General features: G+C 64.7%; 21 protein-coding genes. 10 read left to right on the top strand and 11 right to left on the bottom strand.

Features of this window, described 5'->3' with window-relative positions:
* Positions 1-214 precede the first annotated feature (214 nt).
* Complete coding sequence (nifJ, locus tag E0E41_RS10870; RefSeq protein WP_130869925.1) at positions 215-3,781, bottom strand: pyruvate:ferredoxin (flavodoxin) oxidoreductase; 3,567 nt, start codon at positions 3,779-3,781, stop codon at positions 215-217.
* Between the two features lie 447 nt (positions 3,782-4,228).
* Between nifJ and E0E41_RS10865 the strand changes: the two genes are divergently transcribed.
* The 3 genes from E0E41_RS10865 to E0E41_RS10855 are packed head-to-tail and all read left to right on the top strand — an operon-like array spanning position 4,229 to position 8,240.
* The gene (locus E0E41_RS10865; protein ID WP_130869924.1) at positions 4,229-5,746 is read left to right on the top strand and encodes a YifB family Mg chelatase-like AAA ATPase; all 1,518 of its coding nucleotides are present in this window, start codon (positions 4,229-4,231) and stop codon (positions 5,744-5,746) included.
* Positions 5,747-5,797: 51 nt separating this feature from the next.
* Entirely contained in the window at positions 5,798-6,964 is a 1,167-nt protein-coding gene (thiI, locus tag E0E41_RS10860; protein ID WP_130869923.1) for a tRNA uracil 4-sulfurtransferase ThiI, read from the top strand.
* Positions 6,965-6,983: 19 nt separating this feature from the next.
* Complete coding sequence (locus E0E41_RS10855) at positions 6,984-8,240, top strand: competence/damage-inducible protein A (protein ID WP_130869922.1); 1,257 nt, start codon at positions 6,984-6,986, stop codon at positions 8,238-8,240.
* Between the two features lie 38 nt (positions 8,241-8,278).
* Here the strand turns inward: E0E41_RS10855 and E0E41_RS10850 are convergent, their stop codons facing one another.
* The 4 genes from E0E41_RS10850 to E0E41_RS10835 are packed head-to-tail and all read right to left on the bottom strand — an operon-like array spanning position 8,279 to position 12,634.
* Positions 8,279-8,878: a hypothetical protein gene (locus tag E0E41_RS10850; RefSeq protein ID WP_130869921.1), complete on the bottom strand. Its 600-nt coding sequence runs from the start codon at positions 8,876-8,878 to the stop codon at positions 8,279-8,281.
* 20 nt (positions 8,879-8,898) lie between these two features.
* On the bottom strand, positions 8,899-9,906 hold the full coding sequence (gene mnmA / locus E0E41_RS10845) for a tRNA 2-thiouridine(34) synthase MnmA (protein ID WP_130869920.1): 1,008 nt from the start codon (positions 9,904-9,906) through the stop codon (positions 8,899-8,901).
* Positions 9,907-9,918: 12 nt separating this feature from the next.
* A complete protein-coding gene (mnmG, locus tag E0E41_RS10840; protein ID WP_130869919.1) occupies positions 9,919-11,724 on the bottom strand; it encodes a tRNA uridine-5-carboxymethylaminomethyl(34) synthesis enzyme MnmG in 1,806 nt (601 codons plus the stop codon).
* A 16-nt stretch (positions 11,725-11,740) separates the two neighbouring features.
* Positions 11,741-12,634 carry a diacylglycerol/lipid kinase family protein gene (locus tag E0E41_RS10835; protein WP_130869918.1) on the bottom strand — a complete coding sequence of 298 codons (894 nt, stop codon included), beginning with the start codon at positions 12,632-12,634 and terminating at the stop codon, positions 11,741-11,743.
* A 160-nt stretch (positions 12,635-12,794) separates the two neighbouring features.
* Between E0E41_RS10835 and E0E41_RS10830 the strand changes: the two genes are divergently transcribed.
* Positions 12,795-13,505 (top strand): AzlC family ABC transporter permease, encoded by a 711-nt coding sequence (locus tag E0E41_RS10830; protein WP_130869917.1) that lies wholly within the window; start codon positions 12,795-12,797, stop codon positions 13,503-13,505.
* Positions 13,499-13,831 carry a branched-chain amino acid transporter permease gene (locus tag E0E41_RS10825; RefSeq protein ID WP_130869916.1) on the top strand — a complete coding sequence of 111 codons (333 nt, stop codon included), beginning with the start codon at positions 13,499-13,501 and terminating at the stop codon, positions 13,829-13,831. The genes E0E41_RS10830 and E0E41_RS10825 overlap by 7 nt, the downstream gene beginning before the upstream one ends.
* Positions 13,832-14,034: 203 nt before the next feature.
* Here the strand turns inward: E0E41_RS10825 and E0E41_RS10820 are convergent, their stop codons facing one another.
* From E0E41_RS10820 to E0E41_RS10795, 6 genes are read right to left on the bottom strand one after another with little or no spacing between them, the layout of a single operon-like run.
* Positions 14,035-14,865 (bottom strand): Mrp/NBP35 family ATP-binding protein, encoded by an 831-nt coding sequence (locus tag E0E41_RS10820; RefSeq protein ID WP_130869915.1) that lies wholly within the window; start codon positions 14,863-14,865, stop codon positions 14,035-14,037.
* 29 nt (positions 14,866-14,894) lie between these two features.
* Complete coding sequence (locus tag E0E41_RS10815; protein WP_130869914.1) at positions 14,895-15,839, bottom strand: uridine kinase family protein; 945 nt, start codon at positions 15,837-15,839, stop codon at positions 14,895-14,897.
* 1 nt (position 15,840) lies between these two features.
* On the bottom strand, positions 15,841-17,328 hold the full coding sequence (hemZ, locus tag E0E41_RS10810; RefSeq protein ID WP_130869913.1) for a coproporphyrinogen dehydrogenase HemZ: 1,488 nt from the start codon (positions 17,326-17,328) through the stop codon (positions 15,841-15,843).
* Between the two features lie 29 nt (positions 17,329-17,357).
* Positions 17,358-17,963: an MBL fold metallo-hydrolase gene (locus E0E41_RS10805; protein ID WP_130869912.1), complete on the bottom strand. Its 606-nt coding sequence runs from the start codon at positions 17,961-17,963 to the stop codon at positions 17,358-17,360.
* A gap of 19 nt (positions 17,964-17,982) precedes the next feature.
* Positions 17,983-18,426 (bottom strand): D-aminoacyl-tRNA deacylase, encoded by a 444-nt coding sequence (dtd, locus tag E0E41_RS10800; protein ID WP_130869911.1) that lies wholly within the window; start codon positions 18,424-18,426, stop codon positions 17,983-17,985.
* 26 nt (positions 18,427-18,452) lie between these two features.
* Positions 18,453-19,520: an alanine racemase gene (locus E0E41_RS10795; RefSeq protein ID WP_130869910.1), complete on the bottom strand. Its 1,068-nt coding sequence runs from the start codon at positions 19,518-19,520 to the stop codon at positions 18,453-18,455.
* 154 nt (positions 19,521-19,674) lie between these two features.
* Between E0E41_RS10795 and miaB the strand changes: the two genes are divergently transcribed.
* From miaB to hfq, 5 genes are all read left to right on the top strand, one after another.
* On the top strand, positions 19,675-21,081 hold the full coding sequence (gene miaB / locus E0E41_RS10790; RefSeq protein ID WP_130869909.1) for a tRNA (N6-isopentenyl adenosine(37)-C2)-methylthiotransferase MiaB: 1,407 nt from the start codon (positions 19,675-19,677) through the stop codon (positions 21,079-21,081).
* A 41-nt stretch (positions 21,082-21,122) separates the two neighbouring features.
* Positions 21,123-23,723, top strand: coding sequence for a DNA mismatch repair protein MutS (mutS, locus tag E0E41_RS10785; RefSeq protein WP_130869908.1), 2,601 nt, complete (start codon positions 21,123-21,125; stop codon positions 23,721-23,723).
* A 21-nt stretch (positions 23,724-23,744) separates the two neighbouring features.
* A complete protein-coding gene (locus E0E41_RS10780; RefSeq protein ID WP_242623756.1) occupies positions 23,745-24,443 on the top strand; it encodes a CPBP family intramembrane glutamic endopeptidase in 699 nt (232 codons plus the stop codon).
* A gap of 27 nt (positions 24,444-24,470) precedes the next feature.
* On the top strand, positions 24,471-26,411 hold the full coding sequence (gene mutL, locus E0E41_RS10775) for a DNA mismatch repair endonuclease MutL (RefSeq protein WP_130869907.1): 1,941 nt from the start codon (positions 24,471-24,473) through the stop codon (positions 26,409-26,411).
* A 77-nt stretch (positions 26,412-26,488) separates the two neighbouring features.
* Positions 26,489-26,722 carry an RNA chaperone Hfq gene (hfq, locus tag E0E41_RS10770; RefSeq protein WP_130869906.1) on the top strand — a complete coding sequence of 78 codons (234 nt, stop codon included), beginning with the start codon at positions 26,489-26,491 and terminating at the stop codon, positions 26,720-26,722.
* Positions 26,723-26,737 lie beyond the last annotated feature (15 nt).

Raw genomic sequence — 26,737 nt, 5'->3', positions numbered from 1 at the left:
CTTGGCGGCCAGGCCCCACAGGGCTATAGCCCCGTGGGGACCCCATTGATTTGATTTGCTCGGCGGAAGTGAATTCCGCCGGCATCAAGGTTTTGGACCTGCGCCCAAAACGCTTGGACGGCGCGGAGCGCCGCCCCACCTGCGGTGGGGCCCCCGAAGAGGCCGCCAAACAGAAAGGACCCCGGGATGAACCCGGGGTCCTTTGCGGTATTTCTTACTTGTAGAGCTCCACCAGACGGGTCAGATGCTCGTACCGCTCCTTGGCGGCCTCTTCGTTGCGGGCGAAGAGCTCCTTGGCGCGCTCGGGGAAGGCGCGGGTCAGGGAGGAGTAACGGGCCTCGTTCATCAGGAACTCCTGATAGCCGCCAGCGGGGGCCTTGGAGTCCAGAATGAAGGGGTTCTTGCCCTCGGCCTTCAGAGCGGGGTTGTACCGGAACAGGTTCCAGTAGCCGCACTCCACAGCCTTCTTCATCTCCATCTGGCAGTTGGCCATGCCGCCCTTGATGCTGTGCATCTCGCAGGGAGCGTAGCCGATGACCAGAGAAGGACCGTGATAGCTCTCGGCCTCGGTGATGGCCTTCAGGGTCTGGTTGGGGTTGGCGCCCATGGCGATCTGAGCCACGTAGACGTAGCCGTACTGCATGGCGATCTCAGCCAGGCTCTTCTTGGGCTGGGTCTTACCGGCAGCGGCGAACTGAGCCACCTGGCCGATGTTGGAGGACTTGGAAGCCTGTCCGCCGGTGTTGGAGTACACCTCGGTATCGAACACGAAGATGTTGACATCCTCGCCGGAGGCGATGACGTGATCCAGGCCGCCGTAACCGATATCGTAGGCCCAGCCGTCGCCGCCGAAGATCCAGATGGACTTCTTGTTCAGGTACTCCTTCTCCTTCAGGATCTCGCGCACCAGAGTGCAGGCCTCGCAGGTGCAGCCGTCGGCCTGGGCCTTGTGGCCCTCCATGGCGGCGATGTAGGCCTTGGCAGCCTCGGCGTTGGCCACGCCGTCATCCATGGTGTCCAGCCACTTCTGAGCGGCAGCAGCGATGCCCTCGTCCACGTAGTCGATGGCGATCAGCTTGCGGGTCTGGTCAGCCAGACGGTCGCGGATGGCCTTCTGGCCCAGATACAGGCCCAGGCCGTGCTCGGCGTTATCCTCGAACAGGGAGTTGGCCCAAGCGGGACCCTTGCCCTCCTTGTTGACGGTGTAGGGAGAGGTAGCGGCAGGACCGCCCCAGATGGAGGAGCAGCCGGTGGCGTTGGAGACGAACATCCGGTCGCCGCACACCTGAGTGATCAGACGGGCATAGGCGGTCTCGGCGCAGCCGGCGCAGGAGCCGGAGAACTCAAGCAGAGGCTGCTTGAACTGAGAGCCCTTGACAGAGGTGGTGTCCTCCACGTCGGCCTTGGGGGCAACCTTGGCCACCATGTAGTCGAAGACCTCCTGCTGATCGGCCTGGGACTCCTGAGGCTTCATGGTCAGAGCCTTCACGGGGCAGGTGCTCACGCACACGGTGCAGCCCATGCAGTCCAGGGGGCTGATGGCGATGGCAAACTTGTACACGCCCTTGCCCTTGCCGGCCTTGATGTCCACGATCTTGGCCTGAGCGGGAGCGTTCTTGGCCTCCTCCTCGGTGAGGGCGAAGGGACGGATGGTGGCGTGGGGGCAGACGTAGGAGCACTGGTTGCACTGGATGCACTTGGTGGCGTCCCACTCGGGCACGTTCACGGCCACGCCGCGCTTCTCGTAAGCGGCAGCGCCCTGCTGGAAGGTGCCGTCCTCATGGCCGTAAGCAAAGGCGGAAACAGGCAGGCTGTCGCCGTCCATGCGGCCCACGGGCTCCATGATCTCCTTGACCATCTTCACGGTCTCGGGCTTGCCCTCCAGGTGCTCGGTCACAGGCTTGTCCTCGGCGGTGGCCCAGGAAGCGGGAACCTCGAACTTGTGGAAGGCGGTGGCGCCGATGTCGATGGCCTTGTGGTTCATATCCACCACGTCCTGGCCCTTCTTCAGGTAGGAGTGGGTGGCGGCGTCCTTCATGTACTGGATGGCCTCTTCCTCAGGCATGACCTTGGCCAGCTTGAAGAAGGCGGACTGCAGGATGGTGTTGGTACGCTTGCCCATGCCGATCTCGATGGCCAGATCGATAGCGTCGATGGTGTAGACCTGAACATTGTGCTCAGCGATGTAGCGCTTGGCAGCGGCGGGCATGTGGTGATCCAGCTCTTCGTCGCTCCACTGGCAGTTGATCAGGAACACGCCGCCGTCCTTCACGTCGCGGACCATGGGGAAGCCCTTGACGATGTAAGCGGGCACGTGGCAGGCCACGAAGTCGGCCTTGTTGATGTAGTAGGGAGCGCGGATGGGCTGATCGCCGAAGCGCAGGTGGCTGATGGTCACGCCGCCGGTCTTCTTGGAGTCGTACTGGAAGTAAGCCTGCACGTACTTGTCGGTGTGGTCGCCGATGATCTTGATGGAGTTCTTGTTGGCGCCCACGGTGCCGTCGCCGCCCAGACCCCAGAACTTGCACTCGATAGTGCCGGGAGCAGCGGTGTTGGGAGCGGGCTTCTCCTCCAGGGAGGTGTGGGTCACATCGTCCACGATGCCCACGGTGAACTGACGCTTGGGCTGATCCTTGGTCAGCTCCTCATACACGGCGAACACGTTGCTGGGCGGGGTGTCCTTGGAGCCCAGGCCGTAGCGGCCGCCGATGATGGTGGCCTGACGCCCGGCGTTGGCAAAGGCGGTGACCACGTCCAGGTACAGAGGATCGCCCTGAGCGCCGGGCTCCTTGGTGCGGTCCAGCACAGCGATCTTGGTGGCGGTGGCGGGAATGGCCTCCAGCAGCTTGTCGGCGCGGAAAGGCCGGTACAGGCGGACCTTCACCAGGCCCACCTTCTCGCCGTGGGCGTTCAGGTAGTCGATGACTTCCTCAGCCACGTCGCAGATGGAGCCCATGGCGATGATGACGCGGTCGGCGTCGGGAGCGCCATAGTAGTTGAACAGCTGATAGTTGGTGCCCAGCTTGGCGTTGACCTTGCCCATGTACTCTTCCACGATGCCGGGGATGGCGTCGTAGTAGCGGTTGGCGGCCTCACGGTGCTGGAAGAAGATGTCGCCGTTCTCGTGGGAGCCGCGCATCACAGGCCGCTCGGGGTTCAGAGCGCGCTTGCGGAAGGCTTCCACAGCGTCCATATCCACCATATCGGCCAGGTCGTCGTTGTCCCAGATGGCGATCTTCTGGATCTCGTGAGAGGTACGGAAGCCGTCGAAGAAGTTCAGGAAGGGGACGCGGCCCTTGATGGCGGCCAGGTGGGCAACAGCGCCCAGGTCCATGACCTCCTGGGGGTTGGACTCGCACAGCATGGCAAAGCCGGTCTGGCGGCAGGCCATGACGTCGGAATGATCACCGAAGATGTTCAGAGCGTGGGTAGCCACGGTACGGGCGGACACGTGGAACACGGCGGGCATCAGCTCACCGGCCAGCTTGTACATGTTGGGGATCATCAGCAGCAGGCCCTGAGAGGCAGTGTAGGTGGTGGTCAGAGCACCGGCGGCCAGGGAGCCGTGGACGGTACCGGCGGCGCCGGCCTCAGACTGCATCTCGACGACCTTGACGGTGGTGCCGAAGATGTTCTTGCGGCCCTGAGCAGCCCACTGGTCCACGTTATCGGCCATGGGGCTGGAGGGGGTGATGGGGTAGATGCCCGCGACCTCGGTGAAGGCGTAGGACACATGAGCGGCAGCGGTATTGCCGTCCATGGTTTTCAGCTTTCTCGCCATAGAAACGATTCCTCCTTATTCGTTTTTCCAGGGCAATGGGAATCTGTCCCCGCCCGATTGACCGGACCGGGCCCGATTCCCATTACCCTGGTAGTTCCCATTTGTTTACAGGGACAGCCCCCCGAAACGCCTTCATTTTATCACCATCCAATCGGTTTGTAAATCCATTCTTACTTCAAAACAAAAATTTTCTGTTCTGTCCCAAAACTCGGGTGAAATTTGTGAGTTTTGCTACCAAAATGAGTAAAAACAGAGATAACGGGCTGGTTGAAAAAAGAAACTGAACGTACTGAAATGGCCAGTTTAAGAAGCGGCGCTAATGGTACAATAAGCTGAGGTGAATGAAGGGAAAAAGCACCCCTCTGCGGAAGGCTTTCCACCGGGCTGGGGATGTGGTATAATCAACCATCAGCAAGAAATCCGGAGAGCGGAAAGGCGGTGGTTTTGGTGCTGTGTGAGGTGCGCTCCCTGGGCCTGTCCGGGATCGCGGGGTATGAGGTGCGGGCCGAGTGCGACCTGTCCGGCGGTCTGCCTGCCTTTGAGATCGTGGGCCTGCCCGACGCGGCGGTGAAGGAGGCCCGGGACCGGGTGCGCGCCGCCGTGAAAAACTGCGGCTTCTCCTTCCCCGTCTCCCGCATCACGGTGAACCTGGCCCCCGCCGACCGGAAAAAGGGGGGCACCATGTATGACCTGCCCATCCTGGTGGGCATCCTGTCCGCCGGGGGGCAGCTGAAGCTGACCGACCCCAACAGCGCATTCGTGGGAGAGCTGTCCCTGTCCGGCAGGCTGCGGCCGGTACCCGGCATGCTGCCCATGGCCCTGGCCGCCAAAGCGGCGGGGATCACTACCTTATATGTACCCGCGCCCTCCGCCGCCGAGGCCACCCTGGCCGGGGGGCTGACGGTGTACCCGGTGGAGGACGTGGGCCAGCTGGCCGCCCACCTGCGGGGAGAGGCCCTCCTCTCCCCCGCCGAGACCTGGACGCCCGGCCCGGAGGACCTGGCCTGCCCCGACTTTGCCGACGTGAAGGGGCAGGAAAATGCCAAGCGGGCCCTGGAGATTGCCGCCGCCGGGGGGCATAATATTGCTATGGTGGGCCCGCCCGGGTCCGGCAAGTCCATGCTGGCCCGGCGCCTGCCCTCCATCCTGCCCGACCTGTCCCGGAGGGAAGCTATGGAGGCCACCGCCGTCCACTCGGTGATGGGACTCACCGATGCGCAGCATCCTCTCCTGCTTAAACGGCCTTTCCGCGCGCCCCACCACTCCATCTCGGCCACCGGCATGGCGGGGGGCGGCTCCCCTATTCCCCGGCCGGGGGAGATCTCCCTGGCCCACAACGGGGTGCTCTTCCTGGACGAGCTGCCGGAATTCCACAAGGACGTGCTGGAGACTCTGCGTCAGCCCATGGAGGAGGGCCAGGTGGTCATCAGCCGGGCGGCTGGCAGCGAGAAGTTCCCCGCCCGCTTTATGCTGGTGTGCGCCATGAACCCCTGCAAGTGCGGCTGGTACGGCTACGGCAGCCGGTGCCGCTGCTCCCCCCAGTCGGTGGAGAAGTATCTGGGCAAGCTGTCGGGGCCCCTGCTGGACCGGATCGACCTGTATGTGGAGGTGCCGCCCCTGGAGTTTGACGAGCTGTCCCGACGGCCCCAGGCCGAATCCTCCGCCGCCATCAAGGCCCGGGTGGACAAGGCCAGGGCCATCCAGGCCGCCCGCTTTGGTCCCGCCGGCCCGGCGTGCAATTCCCACATGGGGCCGAAGGAACTGGCGGACTTCTGCGCTCTGAACGGGGCGGGCACCGCCCTCATCAAGGACGCCTTTGACCGCATGGGCCTTACCGCCCGGAGCTACGACCGCATCCTGCGGGTGGCCCGCACCATTGCCGACCTGGATGGGGCGGAGGCCATCGGGGTGGAACACCTGGCTGAGGCCATCCAGTACCGGGAGAGCGCCCATCTGCGGCGCTGATCCCTTTTGTTGAACGATTCCATATTTTATATGTATAAAGGAGACCTACCATTGAACGAGATCATTCTGCTGAAGCTGGGAGAGCTGGTCCTGAAGGGCCTGAACCGCCGCACCTTTGAGGACCGGCTCATTGCCAACGCCAAGCGCCGCCTGCGTCCTCACGGGGACTTTAAGGTGTATTCCAAGCAGTCCACCATGTATGTGGAGCCCAAGAACGACGAGTGTGACCTGGACGGGGCCTGGGAGGCCATGACCAAGCTGTTCGGCGTGGTGGGTCTCAGCCGGGCCCGTGCCTGCGAGAAGGACGCCGACGCCATGCTGAATACCGCCATCGAGTACCTGGGCGACAAGCTGGCCGCCGCCCGTACCTTTAAAGTGGAGTCCAAGCGGGCGGACAAGTCCTTCCCCATGACCTCCATCCAGCTGTCCCAGTACGTGGGGGGCGAGCTGGACGAGAAATATCCCAACCTGAAGGTGGATGTCCACCATCCGGAGCTGACGGTGTATCTGGAGGTGCGGGACTACGCCGCCTATGTCCACGCCGACCCGGAGCCGGGCGCCGGCGGCCTGCCCGTCGGGGTGGGAGGCCGGGCGGTGAGCCTGCTCTCCGGCGGCATTGATTCCCCTGTGGCCTCCTGGATGATCGCCAAGCGGGGCATTGCCCTGGAAATGGTCCACTTCTTCTCCTACCCCTACACCTCCGAGGAGGCCAAGCAGAAGGTGCTGGACCTGGCCAGGCTGCTCACCCCCTGGTGCGGCCGGCTCACCGTCCATGTGGTGCCCTTCACCGCCATCCAGGAGGAGCTCCGGCGCAAGTGCCCCGAGGAGCTGTTCACCATCCTCATGCGCCGGTTCATGATGCGCATTGCCGAGCGGGTGGCCCAGCGCTGCGGCGCCGGGGCCATCGTCACCGGCGAGTGCCTGGGCCAGGTGGCCAGCCAGACCATGGAGGCCATGCGGGCCACCACCGCCGTCTGCTCCCTGCCCATCCTGCGGCCCGTGGTGGGCATGGACAAGGAGGAGATCGTCCGCATCGCCCGGAAGATCAACACCTTTGAGACCTCCATTCTGCCCTATGAGGACTGCTGCACCGTGTTCACCCCCCGCCACCCCCGTCTGCGCCCCGTGCTGGGGGAGCTGGAGGCCGCCGAGTCCGCCCTGGATGTGGAGGGTCTGGTAGACGCCGCCGTGGAGGGCATCGAGCGCATTCAAGTGTAATAGAAGGAAGTGTATCCCCATGTCTCATACCGCTGAACTGATCGCGGTGGGCACCGAGCTGCTGCTGGGCAACATCGCCAACACCGATGCCCAGATGCTCTCCCAGGGCCTGTCCGCCCTGGGCATCAACGTCTACTACCACACCGTGGTGGGGGATAATCCGGAGCGGCTTCGCGCCGCCGTGGAGACCGCCAAGGGCCGGGCGGACATCATCCTCACCACCGGCGGCCTGGGCCCCACCTGCGATGACCTGACCAAAAACGTACTGGCCCAGTGCTTCGGCAAAAAGCTGGTGTTCCATGAGCCCTCCGCCAAGTGGATCGAGGACTATTTCCGCACCCTCCACCCCGAGCGGCCCATGACGGACAACAACTACCAGCAGGCCATGCTGCCCGAGGGCTGCACCGTGCTGGACAACGACTGGGGCACCGCCCCCGGCGTGGCCTTTGAGGCCGACGGCGTCCGGGTCATCATGCTGCCCGGCCCGCCCCGGGAGTGCAAGGCCATGTTCACCTACCGGGTGATCCCCTACCTGAAGGGGTTGAGCGAGGGGGTCATCGCCTCCCGCACCCTGAAGCTGTTCGGCATCGGGGAGTCGGCCATGGAGGCCCAGCTGCGGGACAAAATGAACGCCATGACCAACCCCACCCTGGCCCCCTACGCCAAGGAGGGGGAGTGCGAGCTGCGCATCACCGCCAAGGCGGACACCGAGGAGGCGGCCCACGCACTCATCGACCCGGTGGAGGCCGACCTGAAGGCCCACTTCGGTCCCCTGGTGTACGGGGTGGACGTGCCCAGTCTGGAGGCGGCGGCCTTTGCCCTGCTGAAGGAGAAAGGGCTCACCCTGGGTACCGCCGAAAGCTGTACCGGCGGCCTGGCGGCCAAGCGGTTCACCGACCTGCCCGGGGCCTCCGCCGTCTTCCGGGGGGGCGTGGTGAGCTACGCCACCGAGGTGAAGCACACCGTTTTGGGGGTCCCCCAGGATCTGCTGGACCAGTACGGCGCCGTCAGCGAGCCGGTGGCCCGGGCCATGGCGGAGGGTGCCCGGAAGGTGCTGGGCTGCGACCTGGCCCTCTCCTTTACCGGCGTGGCGGGGCCTGACCCTGACGAGCGGGACAATCCGGTGGGCCTGGTGTTCATCGGCCTGGCCGCCCCGGACGGCACCTGGGTGCGTCAGGTCCACCTGACCCGGGGCCGGGAGCGCATCCGCCACATCGCCGCCAGCCACGGCTTCGACCTGGTGCGGCGGTACCTCACCGGCCTGGAGCTGAAATAAAAAATGAGCCTGTCATTAAAAAATGACAGGCTCATTTTTTAGCCTTCTACGGTAAGGGCCACGGCGTAGGCCCGGTCGTAGCTGTTCAGCTGCCCGGCGTCGCTGAAGGTGTCGGGCAGAGCGGCGGAGCGGACGCCGCTGCCGCTGTCGTACACCTCCAGGTAGAGGGGCACCCGCTCCCCGGGCACCAGCTCCTGGGGGGCGTCCATCCACACCCCGCTCCGGCCGGTCTCCAGATCCCGGTCCATGCCCTCCACCTGAGGGGCGTAGCTGTACTTGGAGCCGCCGTTCTGGAAGTTGACGGTGATCTTGTTGCCGCTGAGGACGATGCCCAGCCGCAGTTCCTCCGACCCGCTGGAGGACAGGCCGCCCTCTGCCAGGGTCTGCCACGCGCCGTCCTCCCAGGACAGCACCTCGATGGTGCAGCCGGTCAGGTCCTCCCCCATGGTGCAGGAGTACAGGCCGTACTCTCCCTCGGTGCCCGCCACCAGATCCAGCAGGGCGCTCTCGTCCTCGGTGAGGGTCAGAGGGGCCACCTGATAGGCGGCGGCGCTCTCCTCCGGGTTCTTGTCCCCCCGTCCGGCGCAGCCGGACAGCAGGACGGCCAGGGCCAGGGGCACCAGCAGCAGCTTTTTCATGCAAAAGACTTCCTTTCTCTCTATACGATCCAGGCGGAGCCCACCACGGCGTCCCCCTGATAAAACACCGCCAGCTGGCCCGGCGTAGGGGCCCGGGCGGGATTTTTCATGTCCAGACGGATCCCCTCCCCCTCGGGAGAGAGGACGGCCGCCTGTTCCGTGCGGGAGTGGCGCAGGCGCACGGTCACCTCCATGGGCTCCGTCAGTCCCTCAACGGCGATCCAGTTGGGCTGGACCCCGTGCACCACCTCCCGGCCCAGGTCGGACCCGTCGGACAGCACCACCTCGTTGGTCTCGGGGCGGATGGCCGACACATAGTACCGGTGGGGGCCGGAGACCCCTAACCCTCTTCCCTGGCCCAGGGTGTAGTGGTGGATACCTTTGTGCCGGGCCAGCACATGGCCCTCTTTATCCACAAAATTCCCCTCTGGTGTGGAAAATCCGTGCTCCTCCAGCCAGGCGGCGTAATCCCCGTCGGGGATAAAGCAGATCTCCATGGAGTCCGGCTTGTCGGCCACCGGGATGCCGAAGTCCTTTGCCAGGGCCCGTACCTCCCGTTTTTCGTAATTTCCCAGAGGGAAAATTACGTTCTGTAATTGCTCCCTGGTGAGCCGGGCCAGCATATAGGACTGGTCGTTGGCGGGACGCCCCTTTTTCAGCACCCCGTTGTCCACATTGGCATAGTGGCCGGTGGAAACATACCGTCCCCCCAGCTCCTCCGCCAGGCGGAACAGGGCGGGAAACTTCACCGTGGGATTGCACATGGCGCAGGGCAGGGGCGTGCGGCCCGCCAGATACCCGGCGGCAAAGGGGGCGCACACCTCCCGCTCCAGCTCCTGCCGGATGTCGGCGGTTTGAAAGGGGATGCCCAGCCGGTCCGCCACGGCGGCGGCGTCCTCCTTGCCGGAGCCCCCCAGGCCGATGTCCAGGTACAGGCCGGTGACGGCAAAGCCCTGCCGCTGCAGCAGGGTGGCCGCCACGGCGGAGTCCACTCCGCCGGACAAGCCCAAAACAATGGGTTCCTTCATAAATACTCCTTATTATTTCTCCAAGAATACCAGCAGCACCCCGATGTCCGCCGGACTGACCCCGGAGATGCGGGAGGCCTGGCCCAGGTTCAGGGGCCGGATGCGGTCCAGCTTCTGCCGGGCCTCCAGCCGCAGGCCCTCCATGTGCAGGTAGTCCAGGTCGGCGGGCAGGGGCTTGTCCTCCATCTTCCGCTGCTCCGCCACCTGGCGCAGCTGCCGGTCGATGTACCCCTGGTATTTCACCGCGATCTCCACCGCTTCCGTCACCTCATGGGGCAGGGCGGGCCGGTCGGGGTCCACGTCAGCCAGAGAATCATAGCTGTTCTCCGGCCGGCGCAGCAGGTCGCACAGCCGGCCGTCCTTGGTGCCGGTATGCTCCAGCCGTTTGATCTCTTTGTCCACGGCGGCGTACTTGGCCTCCACCGCCGCCATCCGCTCATCGCTGACCAGGCCGATGGCGTGGCCGATGGGGCACAGCCGCCGGTCGGCGTTGTCCTGCCGGTGGAGGAGCCGGTACTCCGTCCGGGAGGTCATCATCCGGTAGGGCTCGTCGGTGCCCTTGGTCACCAGGTCGTCGATGAGCACCCCGATGTACCCCTGGTCCCGCCGCAGGATCAGCGGGTCACGGCCCAGGATCTTCAGCGCGGCGTTCACCCCCGCCACAAAGCCCTGGACGGCGGCCTCCTCATACCCGGAGGAGCCGTTGAACTGCCCGGCTCCATACAGGCCGGGCACCTTTTTGTGCTCCAGGGTGGGCAGCAGCTCGGTGGGGTCCACGCAGTCGTACTCGATGGCGTAGGCAGGCCGGGTCATCTCGGCGTGCTCCAGGCCGGGGATGGTGTGGAGCATCTCCACCTGCACGTCCTCCGGCAGGGAGGAGGAAAAGCCCTGGATGTACAGCTCTTCGGTGTTCAGCCCCATGGGCTCCACAAAGAGCTGGTGCCGCTCCTTGTCGGGGAAGCGGACGATCTTGGTCTCGATGGAGGGGCAGTACCGGGGCCCCACCCCCTCGATGGTGCCGTCGTACAGGGGGGAGCGGTCCAGGTTGGCCCGGATCACTTCGTGGGTTTTCTCGTTGGTGTAGGTCAGCCAGCACACAGCCTGATTTTTCGGGGGAATTTTGGTCTCAAAGGAGAAGGGCAGCACCTCTTTATCCCCCGGCTGGAGCTCCATCTTGGAAAAGTCCACGCTGCGGGCGTTGACCCGGGGAGGCGTGCCCGTCTTGAACCGGCGGAGGGACAGGCCCAGCTGTTCCAGACAGGCGGTGAGGGAGTTGGCGGCGGCCAGGCCGTCGGGCCCGGAATCCCGGGTCACCTCGCCCACAATGGTGCGGCCCCCCAGATAGGTGCCCGAGGCGATGACGGCGGCCTTCACCTGATACACCGCCCCGTAGACGGTGCGCACGGCGGACACATGGCCGTTTTCAGTCAAAATATCGGTGACCTCCGCCTGCTTCACCCACAGGTTTTCCTGTTTCTCCAGGGTATGCTTCATGATCTCCTGATACCGCCGCCGGTCGGCCTGGGCCCGGAGGGACCACACCGCCGGGCCCTTGCCCCGGTTCAGGAGCCGGTACTGGATGCAGGCCTGGTCGGCGGCCCTTGCCATTTCGCCCCCCAGGGCGTCCAGCTCCCGCACCAGGTGGCCCTTGCCGGTGCCGCCGATGGCCGGGTTGCAGGGCATGTTGCCCACCGCGTCCAGGTTGACGGTGAAGCACAGGGTTTTCAGCCCCAGCCGGGCGGCGGCCAGGGCCGCCTCGATGCCCGCGTGGCCCGCGCCGATCACCGCGATGTCATAACTTCCCGCTTGATAGTCCATCTCTGTGTATTCCTTCTTACTTCCCGTATACGATGGTCACCGCCCGCTTGTGGTTGACGATCTCCGTCCGGCGGCAGCTGCCGCCGAACTCCCCGTCCAGGGTCCAGTCCAGGTCCTCCTGGCTGGTAAGGGTCAGCTTGCTGGTGCGGAAGCAGGTGACCAGGCCCCCCTCGTCGGGGGCCATGTTGGCCAGAGCCTTGAAGATGCCCTGGAGCTGGAGGGGGTTCTGGGGCTGGCGCACCAGGGCCACCTCAAACAGACCGTCGTCCAGGGCCACCGGCTGGGCGGGGGTGCCCTTGAAGCCCCCCACCGAGATGGTGTTGGACACCATGCCGTAGCAGAAGCTGTCGGTAATGCTCCCGCCGTCGTGCTCCACCGTCATGGGGTGGGGCTGGATGGAGCCCAGCCGGGTGGCCCCCTCCATCACATAGGCCAGGTGCCCGAAGACATTCTTGACCTGCTGGGGGGTGTTGTAGGCCACGTCGGTAAAGGCGCCGAAGGCGGCGATATAGATGAAGTTCTTCTCATTAAAGGAGCCGATGTCCACCGGCCGGGGAACCCCTGCCGCGGCCACCACCGCGGCCTCGTTCAGGGTGCCGGGCAGGCTCAGGTTCTTGGCGAAGTCGTTGGTAGTGCCCGCCGGGATATAGCCCACCTGCGGCCGCGCCCCCTCCGGCAGGGCCATCAGTCCGTTCACCACCTCGTGGAGAGTGCCGTCTCCGCCGGAGCACACGATGCGCTGAAACTCCCCCGCCCGGTCATGAGCCACAGCGGCGGCGTCCCCGGGGCCCCGGGTGGGGTGGACCGTTACGTCCCAGTGTTCCGTCAGGGCGTCCAGGATGGGGGCCAGCTTGCCCCGCAGCATCCCCTTCCCCGCATGGAGATTGTAGAGAAACAGAAGTTTGTCCATAGGTTCGCTCCTCAGTATGGTTTATTGAGTATTATACAGATTTTTCGGGAAAATACAATGCGGTCTGGGGCGGAGGGACAAAAATGTGCCGCCGGTATTGCTTTTCCCAGCTAAAGTGTGTAAAATGAAAAACCGACAAAACAGAAGGAAGTGACCGTCCATGGACCGCAAAGCGCTTGCCGCCGCTTTTCCGGTGACGGTGCCGGTGCTGATGGGCTATCTGGCCATCGGCATGGCGTTCGGCTTTATGCTCCAGGCCATCGGATATAACTTTATATGGGCCTTTTTCATGAGCCTGACCATCTACGCCGGGTCGGGGCAGTATCTGGGGGTGAGCCTGCTGGCCACCGCCGCCTCCCTGGGCACCGTGGCCCTGATGACCCTGCTCATCAACTTCCGCCATCTGGTGTACGGGCTGTCCATGCTGGAGAAGTTCCGGGGCATGGGCTGGCGGAAGTTCTATATGATCTTCTCCCTCACCGACGAGACCTATGCCCTGCTGTCCTCCGCCCAGGCCCCGGTGGGGGTGGACCCCAAGAACTTCTACTTCGCCATCGCCATGCTGGACCAGAGCTACTGGATCCTGGGCTCGGTGATCGGCGCGGTGGCGGGGGCGGTGCTCCCCATCGACACCAAGGGCATCGACTTCGCCATGACCGCCCTGTTCGTGGTCATCGCCGTGGACCAGTGGAAGGCCTATCAAAAGCACCTGCCCGCCTTTATCGGCGGCATCGTCACCATCGTATGCCTGCTGATCCTGGGGCAGTTCTTCGGCCAGCAGCAGATGCTCATCGTCTCCCTGGGCGTCATCGTCCTGCTGCTGCTGGTGCTGCGGGACAAGCTGGAGGAAAAGGAGGAAACGCCATGCTGACCACCGCCGGAGCCATCGCCGCCATCGCGGTGATGGCAGTCGTCACCTTTCTCACCCGGGCCCTCCCCTTCCTGCTCTTTGACCGGGGCTCCTCGCCCCCCAAGATCGTGCTCTATCTGGGCCGGGTGCTCCCCCCGGCCATCATCGCCATGCTCATCATCTACTGCCTGAAGGACCTGTCCTTCCTGTCCCCGGGAAGCTGGGTCCCCCAGCTGGTGTCGGTGGCGGTGGTGGTGGCCCTCCACCTGTGGAGGCACAACAACCTGCTGAGCATCTTCGGCGGCACCATTTTGTATATGGTTCTGGTACAGACCATTTTCGCGTAAAAACGGGCGGCCCGCAGGCCGCCCGCTTTTTTTGCCCGATACGCAGAAACACAGGCCCGCCGCCTACGCGGGCCTGTGTTTCCGGAATTGAAAGAAGAGAGGAAAGAGAGGGAGTGTGGTCTTTTCTGACCACGGTCCTATCCTAAGACCCGGCTGTGAACCTGTTTTGAACCGGATGTGAACGAACTGTGAAAAGATCTCCCTTATCCTTCCTGATCCGCCAGGGCCTGGGCCACCTGGGTCAAATAGTTGGGTTCAAAGTCCTCGATGCGGCCGCTGTCGCAGGCGGCGGCCACCGCGGGGTCGATGGGCAGACGGGCCAGCACCGGCAGGCCCAGGTCCTTGGCCACCTGCTCGATGTGGCTCTCGCCGAAGATGGCGTGGCGCTTGCCGCAGTCGGGGCACTGGAAGTAGGAGTAGTTCTCCACCAGGCCCAGCACGGGGATGTGCATCATCTCGGCCATCTTCACCGCCTTGGTGACGATCATGCTCACCAGGTCCTGGGGAGAGGTGACCACCACGATGCCGTCCACCGGCAGGGACTGGAACACGGTCAGGGGCACGTCGCCGGTTCCGGGAGGCATATCCACGAACAGATAGTCCACGTCGCCCCAGATGACGTCGGTCCAGAACTGCTTCACCGCGCCGGCGATGACGGGGCCCCGCCATACCACGGGATCGGTCTCGTGCTCGGTGAGCAGGTTCAGGCTCATGATCTCAATGCCGGTCTTGGACTGGGCGGGGTAGATGCCCAGCTCGCTGCCCTCGGCCCGGGTGTGGATGCCGAAGGCGGTGGGGATGGAGGGGCCGGTGATGTCGGCGTCCAGCACGCCCACCTTCTTGCCCAGCCGGCGCATGGCCACCGCCAGGGAGGAGGTCACCAGGCTCTTGCCCACGCCGCCCTTGCCGCTGACCACGGCGATGACCTTGCCCACGTGGGACAGGCCGTTCACCGGGACGTGGAGGTCCTGGGGCGCGGTGCGCTCCCCGCAGCTCTCGCCGCAGGTGGAGCAGTTGTGGGTACATTCTGACATATGATTTCCTTCTTTCGTACATTGTAGGTTTAATAGTGATAGCTGCCCCCGCCGATAAACTCCCGGATCAGGGATTCGGGGGCGATCAAGGCCGGGTCCACCGGCTCGAAGTACCGGAAGGAATCCACCAGGTCGTGGAACTCCTTGTACCGGGGGTTGTCCTTGGGCACCTGATCCACCGCCTTGCCCAGGGCGTCGGCGTAGTTGGCGAACACCGACGGCTCGTAGGGCAGGGAGGAATCGATAATGACATTGGCCCGGTTCTTGAAGGGGGATATGTACAGCTTCTCCCCCCGGCGGACATTATACCACATCATCAGGGTTTCCAACAGGTCTGTGCCCCGGAAATTATAGTCACGGACCGCCCGGCGGGAAATGCGCATCCAGGTGCCCTTGAACCGCAGCTCCTCCCCCTCCAGTACGTTGGAGCGGGCGGAGATGTACAGCCCCGTGGCCTCCGGATGGCGGCCGAAGATGTCGTCGTTCAGGGCGTGGATGCCCTCGAAAATGGCGATCTCGTTTTTGTCCAGCTTCAGAAAAGTGCCCCGGCTGTCGTTGCGCATCTGCCGGGCAAACTCGAACTTGGGCACCACCACCCACTCCCCCCGGGAGAGCTTGGTAAAGGTGTCGTCCAGCAGGTCCATGTCCAGCAGCTTGGGAGATTCAAAGTCGATGTCCCCCTCCGGCGTCCGGGGGGCCGTTTTCCGGTTCAGGGTCTTGAAGTAGTTGTCCATGGAGATGGTGTGGGTATTCACCCCCCGGCGCTCCAGCTCCTGCTCCAGCTTCAGGGCGGTGGTGGTCTTGCCTGAGCCGGAGGGGCCGGACAGCAGCACGATGGGGCTGACCTTCATCCGCTCCAGGATACGGTCCACGGCGGCGTCGATGCGGCTCTGGTAGGCGGCGTCGCACTCCGCCAGAAAGCCCTTGGGATCGGCCCGCAGGCCGCTGTTGATGTCACTGAGCTGATAGGGCACGTCAAACCTCCTGTTCTGACCGGTAGAAGCGGACCACCTGCTCCTTTTCGGCACAGACGGCGTCGATCCGCTCCAGATATTCCTTGGGGTATTTGGGGTTGGCGATGCGGGCAATGCGGCCGGCGGCGGGGTCCACCAGCTTGGTCATGCCGCCGCCCCCCAGAGACAATATGGTGTGCAGCTCCTCCATCATGCAGATGTTGTAGAGACTTTCCGTGCCCGGCCTGCACCAGCCCACATTCTCAAAGGAGCCGGACATATACTTCTGCCGGTACAGGTAGTAGGGCACCTGCCCCGCCTGCCGCAGGGCGGACCAGGCATAGTCCAGCATGGACGCCACGTCCTCCCCGGAGGGGATGGCGGAGCCCTCTTCCATCAGCCTCGACCCCTTTTTCAGGGCCAGGGTGTGGACGGTGATATTCTCCGGGGCCAGGGAGAGCACCTGGTCCAGGGAGGCGCGGAAGCCGTCCACCGTGTCGGCGGGCAGACCGGCGATCAGGTCCATGTTGACGCAGGGGATGCCGCTCTCCCGCACCATGCCGTAGGCCCGCAGGATGTCGGCCGCCCGGTGGGAGCGGCCCATGGCGGTCAGCACGTGATCCTGCATGGTCTGGGGATTTACCGACACCCGGCCGCAGCCCCGCTTTGCCAGCACCGCCAGCTTTTCCCGGGTAATGGTGTCCGGCCGTCCGGCCTCCACCGTGTACTCGGTGCAGTCGGAGAGGTCCATGTGGCCGGCAAGCTCCCCCATCACCCGGTCCAGCTGGGGAGCGGTGAGGGTGGTGGGTGTGCCGCCGCCGAAGTAGATGGTGCGCACACGCAGCCCCGCCGCCTCCAGCACCCTGCCGGTGGCGGCGATCTCTTTGGAGAGGGCGTCCAGGAAGGGCTCAATGAGCTTCAGGGAGCGGCCCACATCGGCGGACACGAAGGAGCAGTAAGCGCACCGGGTGGGACAGAAGGGGATGCCCACATAGAGGGACACCTCATGGGGTTTCAGGGACGCCTTTGCCGCCAGGGAGGCCCGGGCACAGCCCATGGCCAGCTTCCGCCGGAGGGGGGAGACGTGATAGGTGTCCTTCAACACCCGCTCCGCCTGGGCGGGGGTGGCCCCGGCCAGCATGGCCTTGGTGGGGATCTTCACCGGCCGCACCCCGGTGAGGGCTCCCCAGGGGGGCTCTTTTCCCAGCAGGGTGGTGCCCGCCTCATAGAAGGCCAGTTTCAGGATCTGCTGAAAAGCCCGGTCCCGCACCACCTTGTCCCCCGACCGGGGCAGGGGGCACCGCCGCACTTTCCGGCAGGTCTGCCCCCGCCAGGTCAATGCGGCGGAGGCGGTGGCCCATGTTTTGCCCAGGCCCAGGGAGAGCACCAGATGGTCCTCCCCCGCCTCCGGCTTCCCGGCGGGATACTCCGGCCGCTGGTCGGGAAAGAGCGTCAGTAACATCTGCTCGGCGGCGTATTTATAGTCGTGGCCGTGAAAGTACAGCTTCATGGTGTGGAAAATCCTTTCCTGGGAAATGGTTACCCCATGGCCTCCTGCATATAGTAGTTGCTCTTCCGCTCGGCCTCCAGGGTGGAGGTGCCCATGTGGCCGGGGAGCACGTGATAGTCCCCGGGCAGGGCGGCCAGCCGCTTGAGGGAGGCCATGATCTGCTCATAGGAGCCGCCGGCGAAGTCGGTGCGGCCCATGGAGCCCTGGAACAGGGTGTCCCCGGTGAACAGGGCGTTCCCCACCTTCAGGCATACCCCGCCGGGGGTGTGGCCGGGGGTGTGGAGCACCGAGATGGTCAGGCTCCCCAGCTTCAGGGTGTCTCCCTCGTCATAGGGCACGGTGGGCACGCCGATGGCGGGGAACACCTGGGAGCCCAGCAGCTCGGCGTCGGCGGGATGGAGGTACACCGGTACGTCAGGCAGGGCCTTGTGGAGCTCGGCCACCCCGCCGGTGTGGTCAAAGTGGGCGTGGGTCAGCAGGATGAGCTTCACATCCATCCCGTCGCTCTGGACCAAGTCCAGGATACGTTTGCCCTCTCCGCCGGGGTCCACGATGGCGGCAGAATTGGTGGTCTCGTCCTCCAGCAGATAGCAGTTGGTGCCGATGGGCCCCACCTGCAATACGCGAATTTTCACGGGTCATTGCCCCTTTCTCTTACATCTGATCGGTGTCCAGCAAAATGGTCACCGGGCCGTCATTCTGAGAGTATACCTGCATGTCTGCGCCAAACTCGCCGTGCTGGACGTTGAAACCCCTGGCGGCGCACTCGGCCATGAATTTCTCATACAGGGGGATGGCAATGTCCGGCTTGGCGGCCCCGGTGAAGCCGGGCCGGCGGGACTTGGTGTCGGCAAACAGGGTGAACTGGCTCACCACCAGCAGAGAACCGCCCACCGCCGCCAGATTCAGGTTCATCTTCTCGTTCTCATCCTCAAAGATCCGCAGGCCGCACACCTTGTCGGCCATCTTCACCGCCTGGGCCTCGGTGTCCGTGGGGGCTACCCCCAGCAGCACCAGAAAGCCCTGGCCGATCTCTCCGTTCACCTTGCCGTCAATGACCACGGAGGCGTTCTTCACTCTGGTAACAACTGCGCGCATAAATAAAGATTCCTTTCTGAGCGTTCTTACCGGTACTCCCGGACAAACCCCTTGGCAAAAATGGGGTCGATATCGAAAACCGCCTTGTCTCCGGCGGAACATTTCAGGTCGGTGACGTCCACAATGGTCTCGATGGCGCCGATACCGCCGATGACCCGGGCCTTCTGCCCGTTGACCCGGACGGTGATCTTCCGACGGGCCCGCCAGCGGCGGAAGGCGGCCAGCAGACCGTCCACCCGGGGCCGGGTCAGGCCAAAGCCGTTCTGGTAGCCCACCGGCAGCACCGCCACCCGGGTGGGCTTTTTCATGAGTACCGGGTGGTCGCCCCCCACGCTGTGGCCCTTGGGCAGCCACCGGGTCTCCTCGATACCCACCTCGCCGTAGCCCACCCGGCGCAGGTCGTCCCCTCTCCGGCGGCGGCACCGGCCCAGCAGGGCCGAGCCCGCCCGCACCCCGTCCAGCCGGGCCTGGGCACAGTGGAGCAGGGCGTAGGACCCGGCGGCGTGGACGATGCCCGTCTCGAATCCGGCGGCGCGGATGGCGTCCACCGCCTGGGTGAAGTCGGCCAGCTGGCCGTCCAGATCCTTGCCGTTGGGCTTTAAGGTGTGGAGCTGGGTGCACAGGCCGGACACCGCCACATTGGGCAGGTTCCGGTACACCGACAGGATCTTCTCCGGCTCCTCCGCCAGAAAGCCGCCGAAGCCCATGCCGGTGTCGATCTGGATGTGGGCCTCCGCCACGGTGGAGCGGCCCTCCGCCACGGAGTTGAGGGCCAGGCCGGTGTCCACCGACCCGATGGTGCATACCACGTTCAGGTCCAGCAGCTGGTCCAGCTCCTCCCGGTCGGTGGTGCACCGGAGCATGAGAATTTCTTCCTCTACAAACCCCGCCTTCCGCAGGGCGGCGGCCTCCGCCACCTCGCTGACGGCGAAGCGGCCGATGCCCTCTTCCCGGAGGGTGCGGGCCAGCTCCACCAGACCGGCTCCCTGACCGTCCCCGGTGAGGACGCCGTAGATCACGGCCTCCCCCGCCCGCTCCTTCACCACCGAGATATTGTGCTTCAGCCCGTCCCGCTCGATGACCAGTGTTTTCATGGCTCCGCCGCCTTTCTATGCCCTGGGGATGCTGAGTATTCCTATTATATACGCTGGCAAAGTTTCCGTCAATGAAAAGGGCTTCCCGCTTGTGTTTTCCCGGGAAAAGTGGTATGATTTCAGAATTGAGACCGTATTTTTTGGAGGAACTGCTTTGAACCGACAGACCACGAAAATCACCCCCCAGGAAGTGGAGCGGCAGCGGGATTTCTGCCACAAGCTCCAGGAGCGCAACGCCGCCCGACCCACCCCGCCACTGGCCTTTGTGGACACCTACGGCTGCCAGCAGAACGAGGCCGATTCCGAGCGGCTGCGGGGCTACCTGCGGGAGATGGGATATGCGTTTACCGACAGCGAGGCGGAGGCCGACCTGATTCTCATCAACACCTGCGCCATCCGGGAGCACGCCGAGATGCGGGTGCTGGGCAATGTGGGCGCGCTGGTGCACACCAAGCGGGCCAAGCCGGGCCAGCTCATCTGCGTGTGCGGCTGCATGGCCCAGGAGCCCCACCGGGCCCAGAAGATCAAGGAGAGCTATCGCCAGGTGGACCTGGTGTTCGGGCCCCACGCCCTGTGGCGCTTCCCGGAACTGCTGTACCGGTTGGTGACCCGCCGGGGCCGCATCTTCGACATCGCCGACGAGCCCGGCTCCATCGCCGAGGGCATCCCGGTGGTGCGCCAGGACAAGGTGAAGGCCTGGGTGTCCATCATGTACGGCTGCAACAACTTCTGCACCTACTGCATCGTGCCCTACGTCCGGGGCCGGGAGCGCTCCCGCCAGCCGGAGGTCATTCTGGAGGAGATCCGGGGCCTGGCGGAAGAGGGGTACAAGGACATCACCCTGCTGGGCCAGAACGTCAACTCCTACGGCAAGGATCTGGAGGAGCCCATGGACTTCGCCGACCTCTTGAAGGCGGCATCTGAGATCCCTGGGGACTTTCTGCTCCGCTTCATGACCAGCCACCCCAAGGACGCCTCCCAGAAGCTTTTCGACACCATGGCATCCTCCCCCAAGATTGCCCCCTGCTTCCACCTGCCCTTCCAGGCGGGCAGCGACCGGGTGCTGAAGGCCATGAACCGGGTGTACGACCGGGCGGGCTATCTGGACAAGGTGCGCCGCCTGCGTCAGGCCATCCCCGACGTGGTCATCACCTCCGACGTCATCGTGGGATTTCCCGGGGAAACCGCCGAGGACTTTGAGCAGACCATGACCCTGCTGGACGAGGTGCGCTTCGACGCCCTCTTTACCTTCATCTACTCCCCCCGGGTGGGCACCCCCGCCGCCAAGATGGACGACCCCGTCTCCAAGGAGGAGAAGGCGGCCTGGTTCCAGCGGCTGGTGGAGCGGCAGGACCAGATTTCCGAGGAAAAGCACAAAGCCTATATCGGCAAGACGGTGCGCTGCCTGGTGGACGGCACCGACGACAAGGGCCTTACCGCCCGCACCCCCGGCAACCGGCTGGTGCGGCTGATGGGGGATGAAGCCCTCATCGGACAGTTTGTGAATGTGAAGATCACCGGGGCCAACAAGTGGTCCCTGACCGGGGAGCTGGCGGAATAAGGACCGCCCCGTATTTTATTGTTTAGAACAGGAGAACCGCTATGCCGTCGGAACTGACCCCCATGATGCGCCAATATGTGAAAATGAAGGAGCTCCACCCGGACTGCATCCTGTTTTTCCGGCTGGGGGATTTTTATGAGATGTTCCAGGAGGACGCCAAGCTGGTGTCCAAGGAACTGGACCTGACCCTCACCACCCGGGACCGGGGCAAGCCGGCGGACCAGCGCACCCCCATGTGCGGGGTGCCCTACCACTCCGCCGACGCCTATATCGCCCGGCTCATCGCCAGGGGGTACAAAATCGCCATCTGCGAGCAGATGGAGGACCCGGCTCTGGCCAAGGGCCTGGTGGACCGGGACATCATCCGCATCGTCACCCCCGGCACGGTGATGAATGCCTCCATGCTGGAGGAGGGGCGGAACAACTTCATCTGCGCCATCTACCGGGACTCTGCGGGCACCGGCCTGTGCATCTGCGACATCTCCACCGGCGAGATCTCCGCCGCCTTCTTCCCCAACGGACCGGAGGGGGAGGAGCATTTGTACAACGAACTGGGTCGGTTCGCCCCCCGGGAGGCCATGCTGTCCGACGGGGCGTACAGCGACGCTGCCCTGGTGGACTTTCTGACCAAGAAGCTGGACTGCCGCTGTGAAAACGGCGGGGAGGCCCGCTTCCGGGCCGATACCGCCCGTCCCGCCGCCGAAAAACAGTTTACCGCCGGCCTGGAGGATGTACCCCAGGGCGCGGAGGGTGCCATTCAGGCGGTGGGCGGCCTTCTGAGCTACCTGTACGAGACCCAGAAAACCGACCTCTCCCACATCACCACCCTGACCTGGCTGGCCGCCGGGCAGTATATGGAGCTGGACCTGACGGCCCGGCGGAACCTGGAGCTTACCGAGACCCTCCGCTCCAAGGAGAAGAAGGGCAGCCTTCTGTGGGTGCTGGACAAGACCCGCACCCCCATGGGCCACCGGCTGATCCGCTCCTGGATGGAGCGGCCCCTGCTGTCCCCCGTGGCCATCGGTAAGCGGCTGGGGGCGGTGGAGGAGCTGGTGAACGACCCCATCCGCCGGGAGGAGCTGACCGCCACCCTGCGGGAGGTCACCGACCTGGAGCGGCTCATCGGCCGCATCGTCTACGGCACCGCCGGCGGCCGGGACCTGGTGTCCCTGGCGGCCGGCCTGGGCAGGCTGCCCCGGCTGCGGGAGCTGCTGGAGGGCTCTTCCTCCGTGCTGCTGTCCTCCCTCTCCAAGGCCCTGGACGACCTGCCGGAACTGCGGCAGCTCATCTCCTCCGCCATCGTGGACGAGCCCCCCTTCTCCGTCCGGGAGGGCGGCTTCATCCGCCTGGGCTATGATTCCGAGGTGGACCGCCTGCGGAACATCCTCACCAACGGCAAGGACCTGGTGGCGGGTATCGAGGCCCGGGAAAAGGAAAAGACCGGCATCAAGAGCCTGAAAGTGGGCTTCAACAAGGTGTTCGGCTATTACATCGAGGTGTCCAAGTCCTACTACGACCAGGTGCCCGACACCTACATCCGCAAGCAGACTTTGGTGAACTGCGAGCGGTATATTACCCAGGAATTAAAGGACCTGGAGCACGAGATCCTCTCCGCCCAGGACCGGATCTGCGCCCTGGAGTTTCAGCTGTTCTGCGACGTGCGGGAGCAGGTGGCCGCCCGGGTGGGGGACATCCAGCGCTCCGCCGCCGCCGCCGCCCAGGTGGACGTGCTCACCTCCTTTGCCAACGTGGCCGCCGAAAACGGCTACTGCCGCCCGGAGGTGGACCAGTCCGACTGCCTGGAGATCGTGGAGGGCCGCCACCCGGTGGTGGAGAAGATGCTGAAAAATTCCCTCTTCGTCCCCAACGACACCCACATGGACGGCGGGGAGAACACGGTGGCCATCATCACCGGCCCCAACATGGCGGGCAAGTCCACCTACATGCGGCAGGTGGCCCTCATCGTCCTGATGGCCCAGATGGGCTCCTTCGTCCCCGCCAGGTCCGCCCGGGTGGGGGTGGTGGACCGGGTGTTCACCCGCATCGGGGCCAGCGACGACCTGAGTGCCGGTCAGTCCACCTTCATGGTGGAGATGACCGAGGTGGCGGAGCTGCTGAAAAACGCCACCTCCAAGAGCCTGCTCATCCTGGACGAGATCGGCCGGGGCACCTCCACCTATGACGGCATGTCCATCGCCCGGGCGGTGCTGGAGTACTGCGCCGACAAGAAAAAGCTGGGGGCCAAGACCCTGTTTGCCACCCACTACCACGAGATCACCGGCCTGGAGGGGGTCATCCCCGGGGTGAAGAACTACAACATTGCAGCCAAGAAAAAGGGGGACGACATCCTCTTCCTGCGGAAGATCGTCCGGGGGGGCGCCGACCAGAGCTACGGCATCGAGGTGGCCAAGCTGGCCGGGGTGCCGGGCAAGGTCATCACCCGGGCCCGTCAGATTCTGGCCGAGCTGGAGGCGGGAGGCCTGGCCGCTCCTGCGGCGCCCGCGGTCCCGGCCTCCGATCAGGTGTCCCTCACCGACATGGGGGGCGGCGAGGTGGTCCGGCGGCTCCAGATGGTGGATCTGAACACCCTCACCCCCATCGAGGCCATGAACCTGCTCTTTGAACTGAAACAGATGGTATAACGGAATAAGGAGGCAGACACCATGACCAACCGGCAGCGCCGCCCCTGGCGGCCTCAGCTGACCCGGGCCGAAATGGGCCGGGGGTGGGTGTTTTTTGCCCTGTACGTCCTCCTGTTCCCCTGGGTGATGGGATGGGTCCAGCGGTCCTTTGACGGAGAGCTGCCCATTGCCGAGGCCAACGTGGTGTACTATCTCCTGTCCGCCACCCTGGTGTTTCTGGTGTTCTGGACCTTCCTGAAGCACGGCTTCTATCTGCTGCTGGACTGGCTGCCGGAAAACCTGTTTGCCTTCTGCACCGGCCTGGCGGGGTGGCTGGTGCTGTCCCTGCTGGCGGGGCTCATCCCCCTGCCGGTACAGAACCCCAACCTGATGAGCTACCCGGAGCAGTTTGCCCTGGCCCCCAAAGCCACGGTGGTCATCCTGGTGGTGCTCATGCCCATCGTGGAGGAGCCCCTGTTCCGGGGCCTGCTCTTCGGCACCAGCCGGAAATACAGCCGGGCGCTGGGCTACGTGCTCTCCGCCTTCGTGTACGCCTTCTACTGCGTGTGGCAGTTCGTCTACGCCTACGGCACGGTGGATTTCCGCTACCTGCTGCTGTTCGTGGAATATCTGCCCATGTCCCTGGCCTTGACCTGGTGCTACGACAACGGCGGCTCCATCTGGAGCCCCATCGCCCTGCATATGGTCATCAATACCGTTACCCTGGTACGGGCCCTATAGCCTCTTGCTTAGAAAGTTGGTACTTCTATGCCGCATATTCAACAACTAGATTCCCATGTGGCCGACCTGATCGCCGCCGGCGAGGTGGTGGAGCGGCCCGCCAGCGTGGTGAAGGAGCTGATGGAGAACGCCATCGACGCCGGAGCGGACAAGCTGACGGTGGAGATCCAGCACGGGGGCATGACCCTCATCCGGGTCACCGACAACGGCTGCGGCATCGCCCCGGAGGAGACCGAGACCGCCTTCCTCCGCCACGCCACCAGCAAGCTGCGCACCGAGTACGACCTGGAGGCCATCGGCACCCTGGGCTTCCGGGGGGAGGCCCTGGCGGCCATCTCCGCCGTATCCCGGGTGGAGCTGCTCACCCGCACCAGGGAGCATGAGCTGGGCTGCGCCCTGTCCCTGGAGGGGGGCGTGGTGGTGAGCCACGAGGAGGCGGGCTGCCCCCAGGGCACCACCATGGTGGTGAAGGACCTGTTCTACAACACCCCCGCCCGGCTGAAATTCATGAAGAAGGATTCCGCCGAGGGAGCCGCCTGCTTCGCCATGGTCCAGCGGGTGGCCCTGTCCCACCCGGAGGTGGGGGTCAAGTTCCTCCGGGACGGCAAGCAGGAGCTGCTCACCCCCGGGGACGGACAGCTGAAGTCCACCCTGTACGCCGTGCTGGGCCGGGACATGGCCCTGGGCTTCGTACCGGTGAAGGGCTCCGGGGAGGACATGAGCGTGTCCGGCTTTGTCTCCCTGCCCACCTGCTGCCGGGGCAGCCGGGGCTATCAGCACTTCTTTGTCAACGGCCGGTATGTGAAGAGCCGCACCATGATGGCCGCCCTGGAGGAGGCCTACGCCAACCAGAAGATGGTGGGCAAATTCCCCGGCTGCGTCCTCCATCTCACCACCAGGCTCAACGCGGTGGACGTGAACGTCCACCCCACCAAGCAGGAGGTCAAGTTCGGCAGCGACAAGAAGGTATTTGACGCGGTGTACTACGCCGTCAAGTCCACCCTGGAGGCCGACCGCACCCGGCCCTCCGCCATGGCGGAGGCCCCTCCCCCCCGGCTGGCTCCCAAGGCCGCCAGGGACACGGTGACCCCCAATCAGACCACCCTGCCTCTGCGGGACTTTACGGCAAAACCCATTCAGCCGGCGGTCACAAGGACCGCCCCCGCATGGAAGGCCCCTGTCCGCCCGGAAAAGCGGGAGGAGCCGGTGGAAAAACCCGTGGTACGTCCGGCGCCGGAACCCACACTCTCCGCAAAGGCTGATGTTCCCATCCGCCCGGAGCCCAAATCTGTGCCCGCACCCACCCCGGAACCGGCGCCGAAGCCCGACGCCGTGCAGGAACCGGAGCCCGCACCCGTTCCGGCGGCTTCCCCCGCCCCCCAGCCGGAGCCCGTGCCGGAGGAGATCCCGTGGCGCATCGCAGGGGAGGTTCTGAACACCTACATCATCGTGGAGCAGGGGGACAAGGTGCTCCTCATCGACAAGCACGCCGCCCACGAGCGGATGAACTTTGACCGCCTGAAGGCGGAGGGCTACCAGCCTATGGTCCAGGCCCTGCTCACCCCTGTGGTATTCACCCCGCCTGCGGAGGAGGGGGCGGCCCTGCTCTCCCACCTGCCTCTGCTGGAGCGCTTCGGGTTTGAGGCGGAGGACTTCGGCGGCGGCACCCTCATCGTCCGCTCCGCCCCGTCCGACGTGGCGGCGGGGGCCATCCCCGACCTGCTGCTGGAGCTGGCGGGCAAGCTGCTGACCTGCGGCACCGCCGACCCGGACGCCGCCCGGGACGCCCTGCTCCACACCATGGCCTGCAAGGCGGCCATCAAGGGGGGCCAGAAGAACGACCAGGCGGAGCTGATGAAGGTGGCGACGGCGGTGATGAATGGGGAAGTGAAATACTGCCCCCACGGCAGGCCGGTGGCCATCGAGCTGACCCGGGGCCAGATCGAAAAGCGGTTCGGTCGGGCGTGAGGGCCGAAATTCGACCAAATTCCCTTTATAATTGGTATATATTGGATGCATCTCAGAGAAAAAAGGAGTGCATCCACATGCAAAAGACACACAATCTGCAGGACCTGTTTCTGCTCCGGGCCCGCCGGGACCGGGCCAACGTCACCCTGTTCCTGATGAACGGCTACCAGCTGAAGGGCCAGATCACCGGCTTTGACGCCTTTGTGGTGGTACTTATGACAGGGGACAAGCAGCAGGTCATTTACAAGCACGCCATCTCCACCGTCGTGCCCGAGCGGGCCATTTCCCTGGAAACGGAGGAGGCGCGGTAACAGAAGGAGCGACCC

It is taken from the genome of Intestinimonas massiliensis (ex Afouda et al. 2020) (assembly GCF_900626285.1).
Classification (GTDB): Bacteria; Bacillota; Clostridia; order Oscillospirales; family Oscillospiraceae; genus Flavonifractor; species Flavonifractor massiliensis_A.
Note: the sequence above shows the minus strand (reverse complement) of the source record. Positions and strands in the feature narration are given on the sequence as shown.

Excerpts from the sequence above, each read along its gene's own strand:
- nifJ (WP_130869925.1), bottom strand. The coding sequence starts at position 3,781 with ATGGCGAGAAAGCTGAAAACCATGGACGGCAATACCGCTGCCGCTCAT.
- E0E41_RS10855 (WP_130869922.1), top strand. The coding sequence starts at position 6,984 with ATGTCTCATACCGCTGAACTGATCGCGGTGGGCACCGAGCTGCTGCTG.
- E0E41_RS10850 (WP_130869921.1), bottom strand. The coding sequence starts at position 8,878 with ATGAAAAAGCTGCTGCTGGTGCCCCTGGCCCTGGCCGTCCTGCTGTCC.
- mnmA (WP_130869920.1), bottom strand. The coding sequence starts at position 9,906 with ATGAAGGAACCCATTGTTTTGGGCTTGTCCGGCGGAGTGGACTCCGCC.
- mnmG (WP_130869919.1), bottom strand. The coding sequence starts at position 11,724 with ATGGACTATCAAGCGGGAAGTTATGACATCGCGGTGATCGGCGCGGGC.
- E0E41_RS10835 (WP_130869918.1), bottom strand. The coding sequence starts at position 12,634 with ATGGACAAACTTCTGTTTCTCTACAATCTCCATGCGGGGAAGGGGATG.
- E0E41_RS10830 (WP_130869917.1), top strand. The coding sequence starts at position 12,795 with ATGGACCGCAAAGCGCTTGCCGCCGCTTTTCCGGTGACGGTGCCGGTG.
- E0E41_RS10825 (WP_130869916.1), top strand. The coding sequence starts at position 13,499 with ATGCTGACCACCGCCGGAGCCATCGCCGCCATCGCGGTGATGGCAGTC.
- E0E41_RS10820 (WP_130869915.1), bottom strand. The coding sequence starts at position 14,865 with ATGTCAGAATGTACCCACAACTGCTCCACCTGCGGCGAGAGCTGCGGG.
- hemZ (WP_130869913.1), bottom strand. The coding sequence starts at position 17,328 with ATGAAGCTGTACTTTCACGGCCACGACTATAAATACGCCGCCGAGCAG.
- dtd (WP_130869911.1), bottom strand. The coding sequence starts at position 18,426 with ATGCGCGCAGTTGTTACCAGAGTGAAGAACGCCTCCGTGGTCATTGAC.
- E0E41_RS10795 (WP_130869910.1), bottom strand. The coding sequence starts at position 19,520 with ATGAAAACACTGGTCATCGAGCGGGACGGGCTGAAGCACAATATCTCG.
- mutS (WP_130869908.1), top strand. The coding sequence starts at position 21,123 with ATGCCGTCGGAACTGACCCCCATGATGCGCCAATATGTGAAAATGAAG.
- E0E41_RS10780 (WP_242623756.1), top strand. The coding sequence starts at position 23,745 with ATGACCAACCGGCAGCGCCGCCCCTGGCGGCCTCAGCTGACCCGGGCC.
- mutL (WP_130869907.1), top strand. The coding sequence starts at position 24,471 with ATGCCGCATATTCAACAACTAGATTCCCATGTGGCCGACCTGATCGCC.
- hfq (WP_130869906.1), top strand. The coding sequence starts at position 26,489 with ATGCAAAAGACACACAATCTGCAGGACCTGTTTCTGCTCCGGGCCCGC.